At 58.3% G+C, this 16,992-nt stretch carries 14 protein-coding genes and 1 pseudogene; 5 read left to right on the forward strand and 10 right to left on the reverse strand.

Annotated elements, in window-relative coordinates; genetic code table 11:
- Positions 1-30: 30 nt before the first annotated feature.
- From flgD to AB4O41_RS09515, 5 genes are all read right to left on the reverse strand, one after another.
- On the reverse strand, positions 31-720 hold the full coding sequence (gene flgD, locus AB4O41_RS09495) for a flagellar hook assembly protein FlgD (protein ID WP_460147461.1): 690 nt from the start codon (positions 718-720) through the stop codon (positions 31-33).
- A gap of 15 nt (positions 721-735) precedes the next feature.
- Positions 736-1,179, reverse strand: coding sequence for a flagellar basal body rod protein FlgC (gene flgC, locus AB4O41_RS09500; RefSeq protein WP_007937507.1), 444 nt, complete (start codon positions 1,177-1,179; stop codon positions 736-738).
- A 3-nt stretch (positions 1,180-1,182) separates the two neighbouring features.
- Positions 1,183-1,590 carry a flagellar basal body rod protein FlgB gene (gene flgB / locus AB4O41_RS09505; protein WP_007899124.1) on the reverse strand — a complete coding sequence of 136 codons (408 nt, stop codon included), beginning with the start codon at positions 1,588-1,590 and terminating at the stop codon, positions 1,183-1,185.
- Between the two features lie 367 nt (positions 1,591-1,957).
- On the reverse strand, positions 1,958-2,785 hold the full coding sequence (gene cheR / locus AB4O41_RS09510; RefSeq protein WP_367374614.1) for a protein-glutamate O-methyltransferase CheR: 828 nt from the start codon (positions 2,783-2,785) through the stop codon (positions 1,958-1,960).
- Between the two features lie 46 nt (positions 2,786-2,831).
- Complete coding sequence (locus AB4O41_RS09515) at positions 2,832-3,764, reverse strand: chemotaxis protein CheV (protein ID WP_095051642.1); 933 nt, start codon at positions 3,762-3,764, stop codon at positions 2,832-2,834.
- 80 nt (positions 3,765-3,844) lie between these two features.
- Between AB4O41_RS09515 and flgA the strand changes: the two genes are divergently transcribed.
- The 4 genes from flgA (at position 3,845) to AB4O41_RS09535 (ending at position 6,461) form a co-directional block, all read left to right on the forward strand.
- Positions 3,845-4,606 carry a flagellar basal body P-ring formation chaperone FlgA gene (flgA, locus tag AB4O41_RS09520; protein WP_460148318.1) on the forward strand — a complete coding sequence of 254 codons (762 nt, stop codon included), beginning with the start codon at positions 3,845-3,847 and terminating at the stop codon, positions 4,604-4,606.
- Positions 4,607-4,784: 178 nt separating this feature from the next.
- A complete protein-coding gene (gene flgM / locus AB4O41_RS09525) occupies positions 4,785-5,111 on the forward strand; it encodes a flagellar biosynthesis anti-sigma factor FlgM (protein WP_105346318.1) in 327 nt (108 codons plus the stop codon).
- Between the two features lie 47 nt (positions 5,112-5,158).
- The gene (locus AB4O41_RS09530) at positions 5,159-5,626 is read left to right on the forward strand and encodes a flagella synthesis protein FlgN (RefSeq protein WP_008071798.1); all 468 of its coding nucleotides are present in this window, start codon (positions 5,159-5,161) and stop codon (positions 5,624-5,626) included.
- An 88-nt stretch (positions 5,627-5,714) separates the two neighbouring features.
- The gene (locus tag AB4O41_RS09535) at positions 5,715-6,461 is read left to right on the forward strand and encodes a flagellar brake protein (protein WP_460147464.1); all 747 of its coding nucleotides are present in this window, start codon (positions 5,715-5,717) and stop codon (positions 6,459-6,461) included.
- A 64-nt stretch (positions 6,462-6,525) separates the two neighbouring features.
- Here the strand turns inward: AB4O41_RS09535 and AB4O41_RS09540 are convergent, their stop codons facing one another.
- The 4 genes and pseudogenes from AB4O41_RS09540 to AB4O41_RS09555 all read right to left on the reverse strand — a co-directional run bounded on the left by AB4O41_RS09540 (position 6,526) and on the right by AB4O41_RS09555 (position 11,715).
- Positions 6,526-7,908, reverse strand: coding sequence for an MFS transporter (locus tag AB4O41_RS09540; RefSeq protein ID WP_367374610.1), 1,383 nt, complete (start codon positions 7,906-7,908; stop codon positions 6,526-6,528).
- A gap of 71 nt (positions 7,909-7,979) precedes the next feature.
- Positions 7,980-9,221 carry a glutamine synthetase family protein gene (locus AB4O41_RS09545; protein WP_460148319.1) on the reverse strand — a complete coding sequence of 414 codons (1,242 nt, stop codon included), beginning with the start codon at positions 9,219-9,221 and terminating at the stop codon, positions 7,980-7,982.
- 199 nt (positions 9,222-9,420) lie between these two features.
- On the reverse strand, positions 9,421-10,113 hold the full coding sequence (locus AB4O41_RS09550) for a sensor histidine kinase (protein ID WP_460147467.1): 693 nt from the start codon (positions 10,111-10,113) through the stop codon (positions 9,421-9,423).
- Positions 10,110-11,715: pseudogene (locus AB4O41_RS09555) on the reverse strand (response regulator). The gene AB4O41_RS09550 and the pseudogene AB4O41_RS09555 overlap by 4 nt, the downstream one beginning before the upstream one ends.
- A gap of 384 nt (positions 11,716-12,099) precedes the next feature.
- On the opposite strand from AB4O41_RS09555, the gene AB4O41_RS09560 reads away from it, so the two are divergent.
- Positions 12,100-16,233, forward strand: coding sequence for a CheR family methyltransferase (locus AB4O41_RS09560; RefSeq protein WP_460147469.1), 4,134 nt, complete (start codon positions 12,100-12,102; stop codon positions 16,231-16,233).
- Positions 16,234-16,248: 15 nt separating this feature from the next.
- On the opposite strand, the gene AB4O41_RS09565 is transcribed toward AB4O41_RS09560, so the two are convergent.
- Positions 16,249-16,788 carry a hypothetical protein gene (locus tag AB4O41_RS09565; protein ID WP_460147471.1) on the reverse strand — a complete coding sequence of 180 codons (540 nt, stop codon included), beginning with the start codon at positions 16,786-16,788 and terminating at the stop codon, positions 16,249-16,251.
- Positions 16,789-16,992 lie beyond the last annotated feature (204 nt).

Here is a 16,992-nt window from a genome sequence, read left to right on the forward strand (position 1 = left end):
TTCCACTCCTTTGTGCCGTGCTAGTCGGCTCTATATACCAATGGTTTGTACTTTGGACAGGGCAACGCTGCCCATGCCTGCCAGGTTCAGCATCAACTCACCGCCGGTCTGGCTGATGGTCACGCTGTTGACCGTTGCCGGCAGGTAAGTAATCAGTGAAGTGTTCGTGCCGTCGATGGTGGTCGTTGCGCCGAAGGTGTAAGTACCCGCCGGTGCCACCGCGCCCGAACTGTCCTTGCCGTCCCAGATGAAACTGGCGTTGCCGGCGCTTTGACTGCCCAGGTCGAGGGTGCGGATGGTCGTGCCTGCAGAGTTGGTGATCTTGACGGTGGCGGCGGAAACCGATGTCGGTACCACGACGGTACCGTTGAGGCTCTTGGAGGTGTCAACCACCGTTTTGTCGGTCTGCGCGACGACCGAACGCCCCACCAGCGAAGAAGCCTGCAAGGCTTGCGATGAGTTGTAGTTGCCCGCAATACCGCTGACAGTGTCGTTCAGCGTGGTGATGCCTTCCAGGCTACTGAACTGGGCCAGCTGGGCCACGAACGCGCTGTTGTCCTGAGGATCGAGCGGGTTCTGGTTTTTCAGCTGAGTCACCAGCAATTGCAGGAACGCATCCTTGCCCAGCGTCTGGCCGCCGGTAGCGGCCGAGGTCAGGCTGTCTTTGGTGGTAGGGCTCTGGACCGAAGAGTTGGCCAGAACATCGCTGATAACGCTCATGTGAATCGCCCCTTATCACTGACCGAGGGTCAGGACCTTCTGCATCATGGTTTTGGCGGTGTTCATCATTTCGGCGTTGGTCTGGAACGAACGGCTCGCGGAAATCATGTCGGCCATTTCTTCGACGACATTGACGTTCGGGTAGTAGACGTAGCCCTTGGCATCGGCAGCCGGATGGTTCGGCTCGTAGCGCGCTTCAAGGTTGCTCTGGTCTTCGACCACGCCCAGTACTTGCACGCCTTGACCGGCCGCGTCCTGGTTCTGGAACAGCGAATCGCTGCCGCCGCTCTGGCCGCCCTGGAACATGGTGGCGAACACGGGGTGACGGGCACGGTAGGTCTGGTCGATGCTCGACGAGACGGTCTCGGCGTTGGCGATGTTCGAGGCCACGGTGTTCAGGCGCGTGGTCTGAGCACTCATGCCGCTACCGGCAATGTTGAAAACACTGGATAGAGACATGGATTACTCTCCGCGCAGGGCTGACACCAGCCCTTTGAATTTACTGTTGAGCAGGGTGAAGCTGGCCTGGAAGTTGACCGCGTTTTCCGCGTAGTTCGACTGTTCCAGTTGGGCGTCCACGGTGTTCTGGTCGATCGACGGTTGCATCGGTGTGCGATACATCAGCGACTCGTCGCCATTGCCCAGGCCTTCAGCTTCGATATGACGGCTGTTGGTCATGTTCAAGGCGAACTTGCCGTTTTTGGTTTTCTCGTTCTGCTCGGCGAGCACTTTCGAGAAATCCAGATCCCGAGCCTTGTAGTTCGGGGTATCGGCGTTGGCGATGTTGTTGGCCAGGACTTCGGCACGCTGAGCGCGGAAGCCCAAGGCTTGTTCGTGGATACCGAGCGCTTTATCGAAGCTGATGCTCATGTCGGGAAACCTTCGGGTGACCTGATTTTTCGTACGATGGGTATAGCAAGCGGCGTGCCAATTCAAAAAAGCCCGTAAACCGGGGCTTTGCGCGCGGTGGCAAGGCGGCAATGCCAGAAAAGCGGCAACCGATTTCCGCCGCCTGCCGCTTTTCTGCCGCTTATCACCAATCGCCAGAACAACAACTGACCCTGTGGGAGCGGGCTTGCCCGCGATAGCGTCGTATCAGTCGACATCAATGTAGTTTGTTACACCGCAATCGCGGGCAAGCCCGCTCCCACAGGGGGCGTGGTGATTTTGAGAGATAATTACAGGCATAAAAAAACGGGAGCCCCTGAGGACTCCCGTTTTTTGATGAAGCAACGAATCACTTCGCCTTGTAGATGATCCCCGGGCTGCACTGGACCATTTGATAATGATCCGGCAAACCATTCAGCGCTTCGGACGCGCCAAGGAACAGATAGCCGCCGGGCTTGAGCGTGCTGTGGATACGCAACAGGATGTCTTTCTTCACCTCGGCGGAGAAGTAGATCAGCACGTTGCGGCAAAACACGATGTCGAACTTGCCCAGGCTTGCATAGCTGTCGAGCAGGTTGAACGAACGAAATTCCACACGACTCTTGATCGGTGCCTTGATGGCCCAGCGCCCCGGCCCTTTCGGGTCGAAGTAACGCTGAAGGCGCTCGGGCGACAGACCGCGACCGATGGCCAGGCTGTCGTACTCGCCGGTTTTGCAGTTGGTCAGCATGGTGCCGGACAGATCCGTGGCAACGATCTGCACGCCCATCTTCAACTGGCCCATGTTGACCCGCTCGAACTCATCGATGGACATCGACAGCGAATACGGTTCCTGACCCGACGAACACGCCGCCGACCAGATCCGCAGGCGCTGGCCAGGGCTTGCCTTGATCGACTCAGGCAATACCTTGTTCTTCAAGACTTCAAACGGATAGGTGTCACGAAACCACAGGGTTTCGTTGGTGGTCATGGCATCCACCACCAGCTCGCGCAAACCGCTGCGCGGTTGGGTCTGGATGCGCTGAACCAATTCACCCAGCGATTTGATGCCCTGCTGTTCCATCAGTTTATTGAGACGGCTCGAGACCAGGTATTGCTTGTTCTCACCGAGCAAAATGCCACAGGCTTTTTCCAGGAAGACCCGGAACTGTTCGAAATCCAAATTACCCGTAGACAATGATGCGGCCTCTTAAATCGTGTTGACCGCCAGGGGCAAAGCGCCCCTAGCTGATATCTGCTGCTTTGATCCGGTCGACCACCCGGGATGCCAAGTCATCAGGACGGAACTTGGCCAGGAAGTCATCGGCACCGACTTTCTTGACCATCGCCTGATTGAACACACCCGACAACGAAGTGTGCAGGATGATATGAAGCTTTTGCATGCGTGGGTCGGCGCGGATCTCGGCTGTCAGGGTGTACCCGTCCATCTCCGGCATCTCGATGTCGGAGATCATCATCAGGAACTCGTCTTCCGGCTTCTTGCCTTCATCGACCAGCTTGCGCAGGTAATCCAGCGCTTGCCGACCGTCGTTCAACGCCACCACTTCGACGCCGATCGTTTGCAGACAACGCGTGACTTGCTTGCGCGCCACCGATGAATCATCGACCGTCAACACGCGTAAGGACAACGCCTTGTGCTGAGTCTCGACATCCACCACACCCACCGAAATCGCTTCCGGTGTCGGTGCCACTTCCGCCAGCACCTTCTCGACGTCGATGATTTCGACTAACTGATTGTCGACCCGAGTCACAGCCGTCAGGTAGTGATCGCGCCCGGTGCCCTTGGGTGGCGGATGAATCTCCTCCCAGTTCATGTTGACGATGCGCTCCACCGAGCGCACCAGGAAACCCTGGGTCTTGGTGTTGTACTCCGTGATGATCACGAAGGGATTGCTTTGATCTTTCAGCGCTCCGGAACCGGTCGCCATTGCCAGATCCAGAATCGGAATGGTCGCCCCCCGAATATTTGCCACACCGCACACGACAGGACTGGACTTGGGCATCAGGGTCAGCTTGGGGCATTGCAGCACCTCACGAACCTTGAATACGTTGATCCCATACAGCTGCTGGCCGTCGAGACGGAACAACAACAGCTCAAGGCGATTCTGCCCTACCAGTTGCGTGCGCTGGTTCACCGAATCCATTACACCAGCCATGCCAGACTCCTACACCAACGCTAAGTGTGTTGCGACGCACATTCATCACTAAACGGCACGGCGCTTGCTTTTTAACTCTTATGAACACAGAACCGACATTTTTTCGACGCCTGACATCAACCTGCCGCAGATTGCTCTGCGTGATGTCGGCCGTTTGCCTGTTCAACGCTGGCAGCCCTGCCCTTGCTGACGCGGTTACCTTGCCTGACATGCTTATCGGCGTCACTCAGGGCTTTCTTGAATTCACCGTAGAAGACTATCTGGCCACGAGTCAAACACAAGGGCGCTACGAGATCGAGGTCAACCAGCTCGATCCGCGCCTGCGCATGCCCATGTGCGACAAGGAATTGACAGCCACCCTCGAGAGCCCTGCCAGGCCTCTGGGCCGGGTCACGGTCAAGGTTCGCTGCGAGGGCGCCTCCCCCTGGACAGTCTTCGTACCCGCTCAAGTACGGCTGTTTCGCGACATCGTGACCACCACCCGCCCCCTCAAGCGCACAGGGATTATCGAACCTCAGGACGTGACCCTGCGCGAGCGTGATATCAGCTTGATAAATCAGGGTTTTCTGACCTCCGTGGATCAGGCGATCGGACAGAAACTTACCCGACCAATGGTCGCCGATCAGGTCATTACCCTGGTGCACCTCGAACAGGCGGAAGTCATTCGCAAGGGCGATCAGGTGGTGATTACCGCCCGCAGTGGTACGCTCAGTGTACGCATGCCGGGTGAAGCCCTGTCCAATGGCGGCATGAGCGAACAGATTCGCGTGAAAAACCTAAACTCCCAGCGGGTCATCAAGGCGCAAGTTACCGCGCCCGGTCAGGTGGAAGTTTCTATGTGAGCGGCCATGCAGGGACCTCTGTTCGTGAAAATATGGCGCGCTGCCTGGCTGTTCCCTAAACTGTGCCGCATGCGCAAGACACGCTGGCGCATGCAAGCTCATCGATAAATGGGCCTAAAGTTTTCCGGGGAAGAGCCGAAAACATGGCAAGCGTCCAAATACCCAGAGGTTTTTTGTCATGGTCATCGATTTCAGTCGTTTAAACAGCTCCTCGTCACTTACGGGCAGTACACGTACCAGCGCCGCGAAGGAAACCGCCGAAGCCGGCCAATCCGCGCCGCTGAATACCCCGGCCGAACAGGCCAGTACCACCAAAAGCGGGGAATCGGTACACCTCAGCAATGAGGCTCAACAGTTGCAGAAGGTCACTGACAAGCTGCGCGATCAGCCTGCAGTCGACAAAGCCCGCGTGGCCGAGTTGAAAGCAGCGATTGCCGATGGCAGCTATAAAGTCGACAGCAACCGTGTAGCCAGCAAACTGCTCAACTTCGAAGCCCAGCGCTAGGCCACGGCCCGCGCCGGCTTTTGGACGCTTAAAACCCAAGGCCAGCCATGCACGACACTAATTTACTGCAACTGATCATCGACGACTTTGCCCCGGCGCAACACCTGCTGGAGCTGCTGCAAACCGAGTCCCTCGCGCTGCATGGTCGCGACATGCCACTGCTCGAAGAGATTCTGGCGCAGAAACAGGCATTGATCATTTTGCTTGAGCAGCATGGCCGCAAGCGCAGTGAAATCCTCGCCAGCCTCAACCTGCCAACCAATCGCCAGGGCCTGGAGCAACTTGCCAGCCATTCGAGCATTGGCGACCAGTTGCTGGCACAGAGCGACGTGCTGACCGATCTCCTGGCCCAGTGTCAGGCCGCCAATGTCAACAATGGCCAGTCGATTCTGGTGCAGCAGGCCGCCACGGCCAACCAGCTGAAAATCCTCACCGGCGGCGAGCCGCCAGCGCTCTACGATGCCCGCGGTTCAACCTCCAAACTCGCAAAACCACGCCCGCTCAGTCAGGCTTGAGCCTTTCAATGAGCACGCTCTATCAAGACGCGAAACATGCTGGCAGAATGCTGGCTAGTAGTCATATTTGTCTGGAGATTGATACCCCGTGTCCAATGCCTTAAGCGCGGAAGATGCTCCGCAGCCACCCAAGGTGCTCACCACGCCCCTGGAAATCTCCGGCAATCTGCGTCAGCTGCAAGACAGCCATGACCCGCTGATCATCACGTTCCATGAGCGCAGCCAGCGCTTCCAGAGTTATCTGGTGGACATCGACCGTGACCGCAACATGATCGCCCTGGACGAAATGATCCCGCGCGACGGCGAACGCTATCTGCTGGCTGGCGAACCGTTCAAGGTCGAAGGCTTTCACGACGGTGTACGCATCGCCTGGGAAAGCAATGGCCCGCTGACCATCGACGAATCCGGCGATGGCCGCTGCTACCGTGGCGCGCTGCCCGATGAGGTGGTTTACCACCAACGCCGCAATGCTTTTCGAGCTGCGTTGAAGCTGGCACAACTGGTCAATGTCGAACTGGGGGGTGACAAACTCAAGTCGCCCATCAACGGCAAACTGCTGGACATCTCCGCCACCGGCTGCAAGTTGCGCTTCGAGGGCGATATCACCGCCAAGCTACAACTGGGCCAGGTCTATGACCGCTTCGTTGCCGCCCTGCCCTTCGGCAACATGACGGCACCGGTCGAGCTGCGTTACCTGCACTTCGAAGAAAAGATCAACACCACTTTTGCCGGCGTGCGTTTTCACAACATGAGCGGCCTGGTGCAGCGCCAAGTCGAGCGGTTCGTCTATCAGCTTCAGCGCGAAGCGCGGCGCTTCGACAAAGACGACTTCTGATACGTCGCTCCCATAAAAAAACGGGCAGCCCCTCGCGGTGACTGCCCGTTTTTTTATGCCTTGATCAAGGCCTTGCTTCGGTAAAACTTTGCTCGCGCCCCGCGTCAGGGTCTGACGATTCCGAATCTGTTGCAGCTTCGGTTTCCGGCTCGGCATCCGGATTGAAGTCAGCCTCAGGGTTGACCGGATTCTGCATCTGATCCTGCACCACCTGCTCATCGACTCGCGGGTCAAGGCAAGCGACCAGTGGTGAACTCGACATGCTGTCCGGCATGGCCACGTGATGCAGCGGAGCATCGTCCACCTGATGCAGGTTGGTAACCGCTTTCGGACGGATTCGCCAAACCAGCACCAACGCGAAAAAACTGAAGAAGGCATAGAGCATCTGACTGCCGAACAGCTTCATCAACACCCCGGCCACCAGCGGCCCGATACTCGCGCCGACACCGTAGGTCACCAGCAACATCGCCGTCAGCGACACCCGGCGATCCCCCTCGACATGGTCGTTGGAGAATGCCACCGCCAGCGGGTACAGGCAGAACTGCACCAGCGAACAGAAAAACCCGGCGATGAACAGCACCTCCAGCGGCACCTGTCGCATGATCGCCAAGGGCAACGCTGCCAGCGCCAGGCTGAACGCGAAGCAGCGGATCAACAGCGCCCGGTCATAGCGGTCCGACAGCCAACCCAACGGCCACTGCACCACCAGCCCTGCAAAAATGCAGCTACCCATGAACAGACCGACCTGTTCGGTCGACAACCCTTGCTGCGAGGCATACAGCGGCGCCAGACCGTAGAACGAACCGACGATCAAACCCGACCCCAACACCGTACTCAATGACTGCGGCACGCGCTTGATGAAGAACCGTGGTTCCATCGGCGCCGGGTGCAAAGGCGCCGGGTGAATCCGCCGTGTCAGGGCAACCGGCACAAGGCACAGGGCGAAACACAGCGCGACCAGCATCAGCAATTCCAGGCCCAGGCCCGGGTGCATGACCAGAATCAGCTGACCCAATACCAGCCCCAGGTACGAGGCGATCATGTAGCCGCTGAAGACCACTCCGCGCTTATTGGCTTCTGCCTGCTCATTGAGCCAGCTTTCGATCACCATGTATTGGCACATCATGCCCAGGCCGACGATCACCCGCAGGAACAGCCACGCGGGCAACCAGTCCACCAGGCCATGACCCAGCACTGCCGCGCCGACGATCCCGGCGCAGGCTGAATAGGCTCGAATATGCCCGACCCGGGCAATCAGCCGGTGGCCGATCTTGCCGCCCAGCACCAGGCCGAAATAGTTGGCGGCCATCAACGCACCGACCCACAGGCTGTCGACTTTATCGGCTGCCAGGCGCAGGGCAAGGTAAGTACTCAACAGGCCCGAGCCGATCAACATCATCAGCGAGGCAAAATAAAGCCCCCGAAAAGATTTCAAGATTTGGCGCATCGGCGTTCCGAGCGGCTCCTTGCAGTGAATATCGGACTATCGACAAACGATAGCCCGACGGCGACGGGTCGTCAGGCCTGGGCTGCTAGAACACGCCGTTCCCAGGGAGTAATTTCATCAAAGAAGCTGGTCAACTCCATGGTCTTCGAAGCGATGTAGCCTTCGATGAACTCCTTGCCGAACAGTTCCTTGGCCAATTGGCTACGTTTCAGACGTTCGAGAGCGGCATGCAAGGTACACGGCAACGAAAGATTATCCGGCACAACGAACTCACCCTGGATCGGCTCGCTCGGCTCCAGTTTGTTCTCGATGCCATACAACCCCGCGGCCAGACTCGCGGCGATCGCCAGATACGGATTGGCATCGGCCCCCGGCAAGCGGTTTTCGACCCGACGAGCGACCGGTGAACTGGCCGGAATGCGCAGTCCGGCCGCGCGATTGTCGTGGGACCAGCAGGCATTATTCGGCGATGCGAAAGGATGGCACAGGCGCTGATAGGAGTTCACGTTCGGCGCAAACAGCGCGGTAAAATCCGCCAGGCCGGCCTGCTGACCACCGATGAAATGACGGAAGGTCGCGGTCGGCTCGCCGGCCTTGTCGCTGAATACGTTACGCCCGGTGCCGATCTCGACGATGCTCTGGTGAATATGCATCGAACTGCCCGGTGTGTGAGCCAACGGCTTGGCCATGCAGACCACGGTCAGGCCATGCTTGAGCGCCACTTCCTTGAGCAGATGCTTGAACAACAAGGTCTGGTCGGCCAACAGCAGCGGATCGCCGTGCAGCAGGTTGATCTCGAACTGGCTGACGCCCATCTCGTGCATGAAGGTATCGCGTGGCAAGCCCAGCGCCGCCATGCATTCGTAGACTTCATTGAAGAACGGTCGCAAGCCGTTATTGGAGCTGACGCTGAACGCCGAATGACCGTCCTCGCGACGACCATCCAGGCCCAGCGGCGGTTGGAAGGGTTGTGTCGGGTCAGGGTTCGGCGCGAAGACGAAGAACTCCAGCTCGGTCGCCACCACCGGCGCCAGACCGAGAGCGGCGTATCGAGCGATCACGGCCTTGAGTTGGCCGCGAGTCGACAACAGCGAGCTCTCGCCAGTCAGTTCGTCCGCATCGCAAATGGCCAGCGCCCGAGGCTGCGAGCTCCAGGGCAAGCGGTGGATCTGCGCGGGATCAGGCACCAGCGCCAGATCGCCATCATCACTGCCGTAAAAGCGCGCCGGTGGATAGCCGCCCATGATGCATTGCAGCAGCACTCCCCGCGCCATCTGCAAACGCCGCCCTTCAAGAAATCCTTCGGCGGTCATCACCTTGCCCCGTGGTACGCCGTTCAGGTCCGGCGTGACACATTCAATCTCATCAATGCCCGTCAATCGCTGCGCGAGTGAACGATGGCCATCGGTTGTCATGACGCAATCCTTGTTGTTGTACGAGCCGCGAACGGCAACCCGTACAAAATAGGCTCCGACTGTTCGGAATTTCAAGCAGCGTCAAACAAAAAGGTATTCAGGGAAGGTAAAGGCTGAACACGCCGCCGCCCAACGGGCCGCCATTGCTGATTTCAGTACGTCCGCCGACACCATCGCGCTGATGCAACGCGGCAATCCGCCCGGCAAAGTACAAGCCCAGGCCAGTGCTGCCACTGCTGTGATTGATGCCCTGTACGTAATCGGCCTGACGCTCGATCATCTCGGGCGGGTAACCCTCACCATCGTCATTGATGGTCAGCACCAGTTGCCCGGCCTCATCGCTGACGCTGATCAACAAGGCATGGCGAGCGTAACGAATGGCGTTGTTGATGCAATTGGCGAGCACCGAGGCAATCAGCTCCCGGTCGAAGAAACCCAGCGGGCTCAACGGGTCCACTTCATACGTCGCAATGATGCCGCGGCTGGCGAACACTTCTTGGTGAGCCGCCAGTTGCGCTTCAATGAAATCATCCAGCTCATGGTAGGCCGGTTGCAACGGCATCTGGTTGACGCCGAGTTTGTACAGCCCCAGCAGCTGCACCAGCATGCCATTGAGGTGGGCGAACTCGAAGTCGATCACGCCCTGCTCGGGGGTGTGCCGTTCGGGATCGGGCAAGCGTGCCAGCCATTGGCTGTGCGCCTGCATCAACATGGCCAGGGAGTTCTTCATGTCATGCACGGTGGAGGCAATCACCGTGGAGAAGTCGAGTGACGATTCGCTGTCGATCATTCGCCGAACGCCTTGATTTTCAGTTTCTGGTAGCGCGGATAACGCGCGTCGGTATCGGGCATCAGGCCGACGGTTTTCAGGCAGGCGCGGCATTCTTCCAGTTCGGTCGACGGCATGCTGGTGTCGGTGCCATGCAGCAACGATTGCGCCATGTTCAGGGCAATACTGATGTTCTTCGGCTGCAGTGCCAGAGCTTTGCGAAACACCTCCCGGGCTTCCACCAGGTTGCCAGTCTTGTACACCCGCACGCCCTGACGGTTGAGGTCGGCGGCCGCGTTGCCGGAGTTGAGGATGGTCGGGTCGTCAGTCAGTTTGGCGATGCCTTTCATCACGGTCGGATCGTCGCCGTAGATTTCCGCACAGTTCTTCAGCATCGAAGCGCCAGCATCCGCCTGCCCGAGCATTTGCAGCTGCTTGGCCACCAGCAGCGCCGCTTCGGCGCTCATGAACTGTTCCATGCCATCGAGGCGCATCATCGCTTGCTCGGTGAGCTTCTCGGCCGTTTCGGCATCGTTGAGCAGCAGGCTGGTGGCTTTCATCAGGCGCGCGCGAATCTGCAGGCCGGGGTCAGAAGGATTCTCCTTCGCCACCGCGCTCAGCGTCGTGTTGATTTCGAGACGGGTCCGGGTGTCCAAGCCCTTCTCACTGCCTTTGCTGATCAAGGCATGGGCCAGGCCGAGGTTGCTTTCCGCATCCTTGAAACGTGACTGCGCCCCTTGAGACACAGCCTGACGATAAGCTTTGGAGGCAGTATCGAAATCCTCGTTGGCCATCGCCAGTTTGCCCAGCAACGCCTGCCGGCGCACCGCCAGCGGCGACAGGCGAATAGCCTCTTCCAAGACTCTCTGCGCGCCCTTGGTGTCGCCTTCGGCGACCAGCACATCGGCCATGCCGTCGTAGAGGGCCGGCATCATCGGGAAAACTTTCAGGGCTTTTTCGTAAATGCCTTTGGCCTGGCTAATCTGGCCGCGCTTGAACAGCAACTGGCCCAACCCGGCAAACGCCCAAGGCAAAGGTCGATCAGCAATGATGCTGTCGTACAGGCGCTCCAGCGCTTCGTTCTGGTTCAAGTCGCGCAATGCATCGGCGCGGTAGCGCAGGCACAGCGGCGAGTAACGAATGTCTTGTTTGCACAGGGCGATGCAGGCATTGAGCACTTCAACCGGTTTACCCCGGTCAAGGGCTTGCAGGATCGGTTTAAGCAAGGTCTTGCGCTGTTCCAGACGCTCCAGACGCTGCGCCAGGCCGGAACGGTTGAACGGCTTTGTCAGGTAAGCATCAGGCTCGTGCTCCAGTGCGCTGAGCACCATGGCCTGACTGGTTTCGGCGGTGACCATGACAAACACACTTTCATGGCTGATCAGCTTCTCGATCATCAGGTCTTCGAGCACCTGCTGACCGTTCTTCTTGCCATCGCCCAAGTGGAAGTCCTGCAGGATGAAGTCGTAGGACTTCTGCGAGCACATGCGCAGCGCCTGTTCACCGGTATCGGCGGTGTCGACGTCCTTGACGCCCAGCTCCCGCAGCATGGACCTGACGGAACTGCGGGAAATCCGAGAAATCATCGACGATCAAAAAACTCTTTTGGTGATACGACAGCATCGAAGATTTCCAGGCAATTTAAGAAGAACAACCCAAAGGCAACGACACGGGGCGAGCTCAGCTTCGCGGCCTTTTTTGGCGCGCAGATGATAGCGGGAGGCCATAGGCTATCAAGCAATTTTGCATAAACCCGTGATGACAATTGCCGGCCGCCAGAAGTAAAAATGACAACGACCGTTCGGGTTATCGGCCAGTAGTCGCGTTCCCTTGAAGCGACGGGAGTGCATTTGCGCATTTGCTTGTCAAAAACGTATATAGCCCCATAAATGCGCGCTAAATAATTGAACGCATTATTGAAAAACGGGATTATTCTGTTTTTATGACCCGCGCTTTGTACCCGCTTGCATGCATTGCGTTTTACATCGCCAGCAAAGGCAGAAAGAAATGACCACCACCTCCAAACACTCGGCCACGCCTCCCGAGCGAAAGGCCTTGAGTCCCAGCACCCTGGACTTTCCGGTGGTAGGTATCGGCGCGTCGGCGGGTGGGCTCCAGGCCATTAAGCTGTTCTTCCAGAACATGCCGCATGACAACGGCATGGCGTTCGTGATCATTCTTCATCTGTCGCCCGACCATCAAAGCATTGCTGACAAAATTATTCAGGAATCGACCCGGATGCCGGTTCTGCAGGTCACTGAAACCGTGCCAATCGAGAAAAACCGGGTGTACGTCATCTCACCGGCGCAGCGGCTGACGATGAATGACAACAACCTTGAAGTCGGTGAAAACGATCCTCAGCTGGGACGCCACGCCTCGATCGATCTGTTCTTCCGCGATCTGGCCCAAGTGCACCGCGAGCGCGCCTTCTGCCTGGTGCTCTCGGGCAGCGGTTCCGACGGCGCGGTCGGCCTGTCGCGGATCAAGGAACAGGGCGGTATTACCCTGGCCCAAGTGCCGGAAGACGCCGAATTCGACGGTATGCCACGAGCAGCCATCGAGACCGGCATGGTCGATCTGGTGTTGCCTGTGGTGGAAATGCCGCAAAAGCTGCTGGACCTGTGGCACAACTCCCGGGAAATCACCTTGCCCGCCGCCAACGATCCGGAACTTCAATCCTTCGCTTCGGTGTCCGAACGCGATGCAGCGTTCGCCGAACAAATGCTCCACGACATCCTGATCCAGTTGCGCACTGGCACCGGCCATGACTTCAAGCACTATAAACGTGCGACGGTATTGCGGCGGATCGAGCGCCGAATGCAAGTCACCGCCCAACCCGACCTAGGGACTTATTACCACTACCTGCAGGACAATCCCGAAGAAACCAAAGCGCTGCTGGCGGACATGCTGATCGGCGTGACCAACTTCTTCCGTGATCGCGAAGCCTTCGAAGCGCTGGAGCGGGATATCGTGCCGCAACTGGTCAGTGCCGCAGTTTCGGCACAGCCTGAGAAAGAAGAAATTCGGGTCTGGTCGGCTGGTTGTTCCACCGGTGAAGAAGCCTATAGCCTGGCGATGCTGGTCAACGATCAGCTGCAACAGGAAGCCAGCCTGGCCTCACTGCAAGTTTTCGCCACCGATATCGACGAACGCGCCATCAGTTTTGGCCGGGCCGGTCTGTACTCGCAAGCCATCGTCACGGATGTGCCGCCGACACGGCTGCGGCACTATTTCATCAAGGAAGATGATCACTACCGGATTCGCAAGGAAATCCGCGAAAAGGTGCTGTTCGCCAAGCACAGCCTGTTGTCTGACCCGCCCTTTTCGCAAATCGACCTGATCGTTTGCCGCAACTTGTTGATCTATCTGGATCGCGAAGTACAACGCGAAATCCTTCAGATGTTCCACTTTGCATTGCGGCCCGGCGGCTTCCTGTTCCTGGGTTCTTCCGAAAGCGCCGAAGCTTGTCATGAGCTGTTCACGCCGGTGGACAAACGCAACCGGATCTTCCGCGCCAAAACCGGCACCGCCAATAGCCGACGCACGCCCACCGTGCCGCGCGGTGGTTATGTTCGCACCAACGTTTCCCGGCAGGAACCGCAACACGCCGTGCAGCGCAAGCTGTCCTTCGCCGACATCCATCAGCGCGCCCTCGAACGTTCCGGCCCGCCGAGCATGATCGTCGATGCCAATGCCGACATTTTGCACATGAGCGAAAGTGCCGGGCGTTTTCTGCGCCATGTGGGCGGCGAGCTGTCGCGCAACCTGCTGACGCTGATCCTTCCTGAACTGCGCCTGGAAATCCGCACCACATTGTTCCAGGCCCAGCAGAGCAGCATGGCCGTCAAATCCCGCGAGGTGCCGCTCAAGCGCGAAGACCGACGTTACAAGGTCAGCCTGGAAGTGCAGCCCTACAAGGACGAAGAATCGGACGGCGAGTTCGTCCTGGTGATCTTCGAAGAAGTCGAAGTCGATCCTTCGCAGACGGCCACGACCCTGCTGCAAACCGAGAGCCAGGTACTGTCCAACCTGGAGCGTGAACTGCAACGCACCAAGTTGCACTTGCAAGACACCATTGAACAGTCAGAAATCTCCAGTGAAGAACTGAAAGCCTCCAACGAAGAAATGCAGGCGATCAACGAAGAATTGCGCTCGGCCACCGAAGAGCTGGAAACCAGCAAGGAAGAGCTGCAATCGATCAATGAAGAGTTGCTGACGGTCAACTACGAACTGAAAACCAAAGTCGAAGAAACCGACAAGATCAACGACTACCTGACCAACCTGATCGCCTCCACCGACATTGCCACAGTCTTCGTCGACCGCAGCATGCGGATCAAGTGGTTTACCCCCCGCGCCACCGACATTTTCAGCATGTTGCCGATGGATACCGGCCGCTCGCTGCTCGACATCACGCATCGCCTGGACTACGACAACCTGGCAGGTGACGCCGCACAGGTATTCGAATCATTGAACATGATCGAACGCGAAGTCAGCAGCACGGACAAGCGCTGGTACATCGCCCGCCTGCTGCCCTACCGCTCCAGCGAAGACCATATCGACGGCACCGTCCTGACGTTCATCGACATTACCAAGCGTCGTGCGGCCGAAGAAGAACTGCGCCTGGGCGAGGAACGCATGCGCCTGGTGGCCGAAAGCACCCGTGACTACGCGATCATCACCCTCGATGAACAAGGCGTGATCACCAGCTGGAACAAAGGCGCCGAGGTGATCTTCGGCTACAGCAAGGCCGAGGCCGAAGGCGCGTATTACGACTTCATTTTTTCCGCCGAGGACCGTGCCTCTGGTGTGCCCGAAACCGAACTGCTGGGGGCACGTACCCATGGCCGCTCCGAAGATGAACGCTGGCACCTGCGCAAGGACGGCAGCCGTTTCTATTGCAGCGGCGAAGTAACCCTGCTCAGCGGTGATCACCTGCGCGGCTACGTGAAAATCGCCCGCGACCTGACCGGTCACAAACGCCAGCATGAAGAGCAGAGTCAACAACTGGCCGAGACGCTGAACACCAATTACCTCAAGGATGAGTTCTTCGCGGTCATGTCCCACGAACTCAAGCACCCCCTGAACCTGATCCAGCTCAACGCCGAACTGCTGCGACGCTTGCCGGTGACCAAGTCGGTGGCGCCGGCCGCCAAAGCCGTCAGTACTATCTGCGATGCGGTCAGCAGCCAGGCGCGGATCATCGACGACCTGCTGGATGTTGCCCGTGTTCGTACCGGCAAGCTGAAGCTGAAACCAATCGCCGTGGATCTGGGCAATGTGCTGCGCGATATTCACGACGTTGTTCTCAATGATCGGCACAGCATCACCGTTGAGTTGCAAGTTCCATCGGAACCGTTGATGGTCCACGCCGATCCGACGCGGCTGGAGCAGATCATCTGGAACCTGGTGAACAATGCACTGAAATTCACCCCGCCCAATGGCCATGTGCAATTGATCGCCAGTCGGACCGGGAACATGGCGCGGCTGGACGTCAAAGACAACGGCATCGGCATTGCGGCCGAGAATCTGGAACACGTATTCGACCTGTTCGGACAGGCTGAGACACAACACGCCAGCCACCAACGTGAGGGATTGGGCATCGGCTTGTCACTGGTCCGCCAGTTGACCGAGGCACAGCGGGGTACGGTTGAGGTGAGTTCAGCGGGCGTCGGGGCTGGCTGTACCTTCAGCGTTTACTTGCCGCTGGCCAACGTCGAAGGTGAAACTCAAGCTGCGACCCCGATCGACGAGGCGTCAGGAAGACTGAGTGGCTTGACGATCCTGTTGGTCGACGATTCTGCCGAGGTGCTGGAAACCTTGAAAATGCTGCTGGAAATGGAAGACGCCGAAGTCATTGCCTTCGATCGTCCGATGGCCGCTCTGGACGCGGCGAAGAGCACTCGTTTCGACCTGATCATTTCGGATTTGGGCATGCCGGTCATGAACGGCCATGAGCTGATGAATGCACTGCGTCAGTTGCCGCTCGCCAAGGATGTGCCGGCCATTGCCCTGACCGGTTATGGCTCCAGCAGCGACATTAAAAAGGCCCGCCAATCCGGTTTTAACCAGCACATTGGAAAACCGGTTTCCTACGATGACCTGATCACAACCATCGAGACCCTGCGCCAGCCCCAGACCTGAGGGAGCGGCAATGGCTCAGCGTAAATAGATACGTTGCACACAGACGCGCCGGTCAATCGCCTGTCTCAGACGCTCCTTGTGGTCTGCCCAGACCTTGGGATCGACTTTGGGCGCTCGCATGAGGTTCAACATGGCCGCTTTGGCGGCCAGGTATTCCGACCAGGCGTCTTCGCAGCTGAGCTTGAAACGCTCATGTTCGCTCATCTCCATCCGCCGCAGCGCCAGTACCGACTCATCGGTGATGACCGGGCCTAGCGTCAACTGCACCCGATGCGGTGCAACGAACCCTTGCGTCTGCGCCACAATGTCCCGTGCGCGCTGAGTGCCCCACTTCAACGTCTCGCAGTAAGGCTCATTGCGATCCCTGTCGTGAAACTCCTCACACAGCATGACCCCATGGCCATCGTAAATACCGATGAACACCTGGGTGACCCCCTCATGACTCACCCGCGCCCGCACTTCCACCTGTACCCCATCGCTGAGCACTTCTTCATAGGTGTGGAGAGGTAACCGGTTATCGGTCCATAACCAGAACTGCGCGCCTCTGTGTCGCATTGCCGGGCTCCTTGTGGAGTGAGCAGTAAGGCACAGTAATGACAGACTTTCCATGCAGGTCGTCGGCTGGTCCGGGCGTAAAAAAACCGCCAAAAGCGAAGGCTCTGGCGGGCGTTTTTAACAGCTGAATGCTGAAATTTGATGGCGTCCAAGGGCCGGTACTCCTCAGCCAGACCATGCCCCACTTGGGTTTCAGCTCATTCG

This window comes from Pseudomonas sp. S2_A02 (assembly GCF_054668495.1).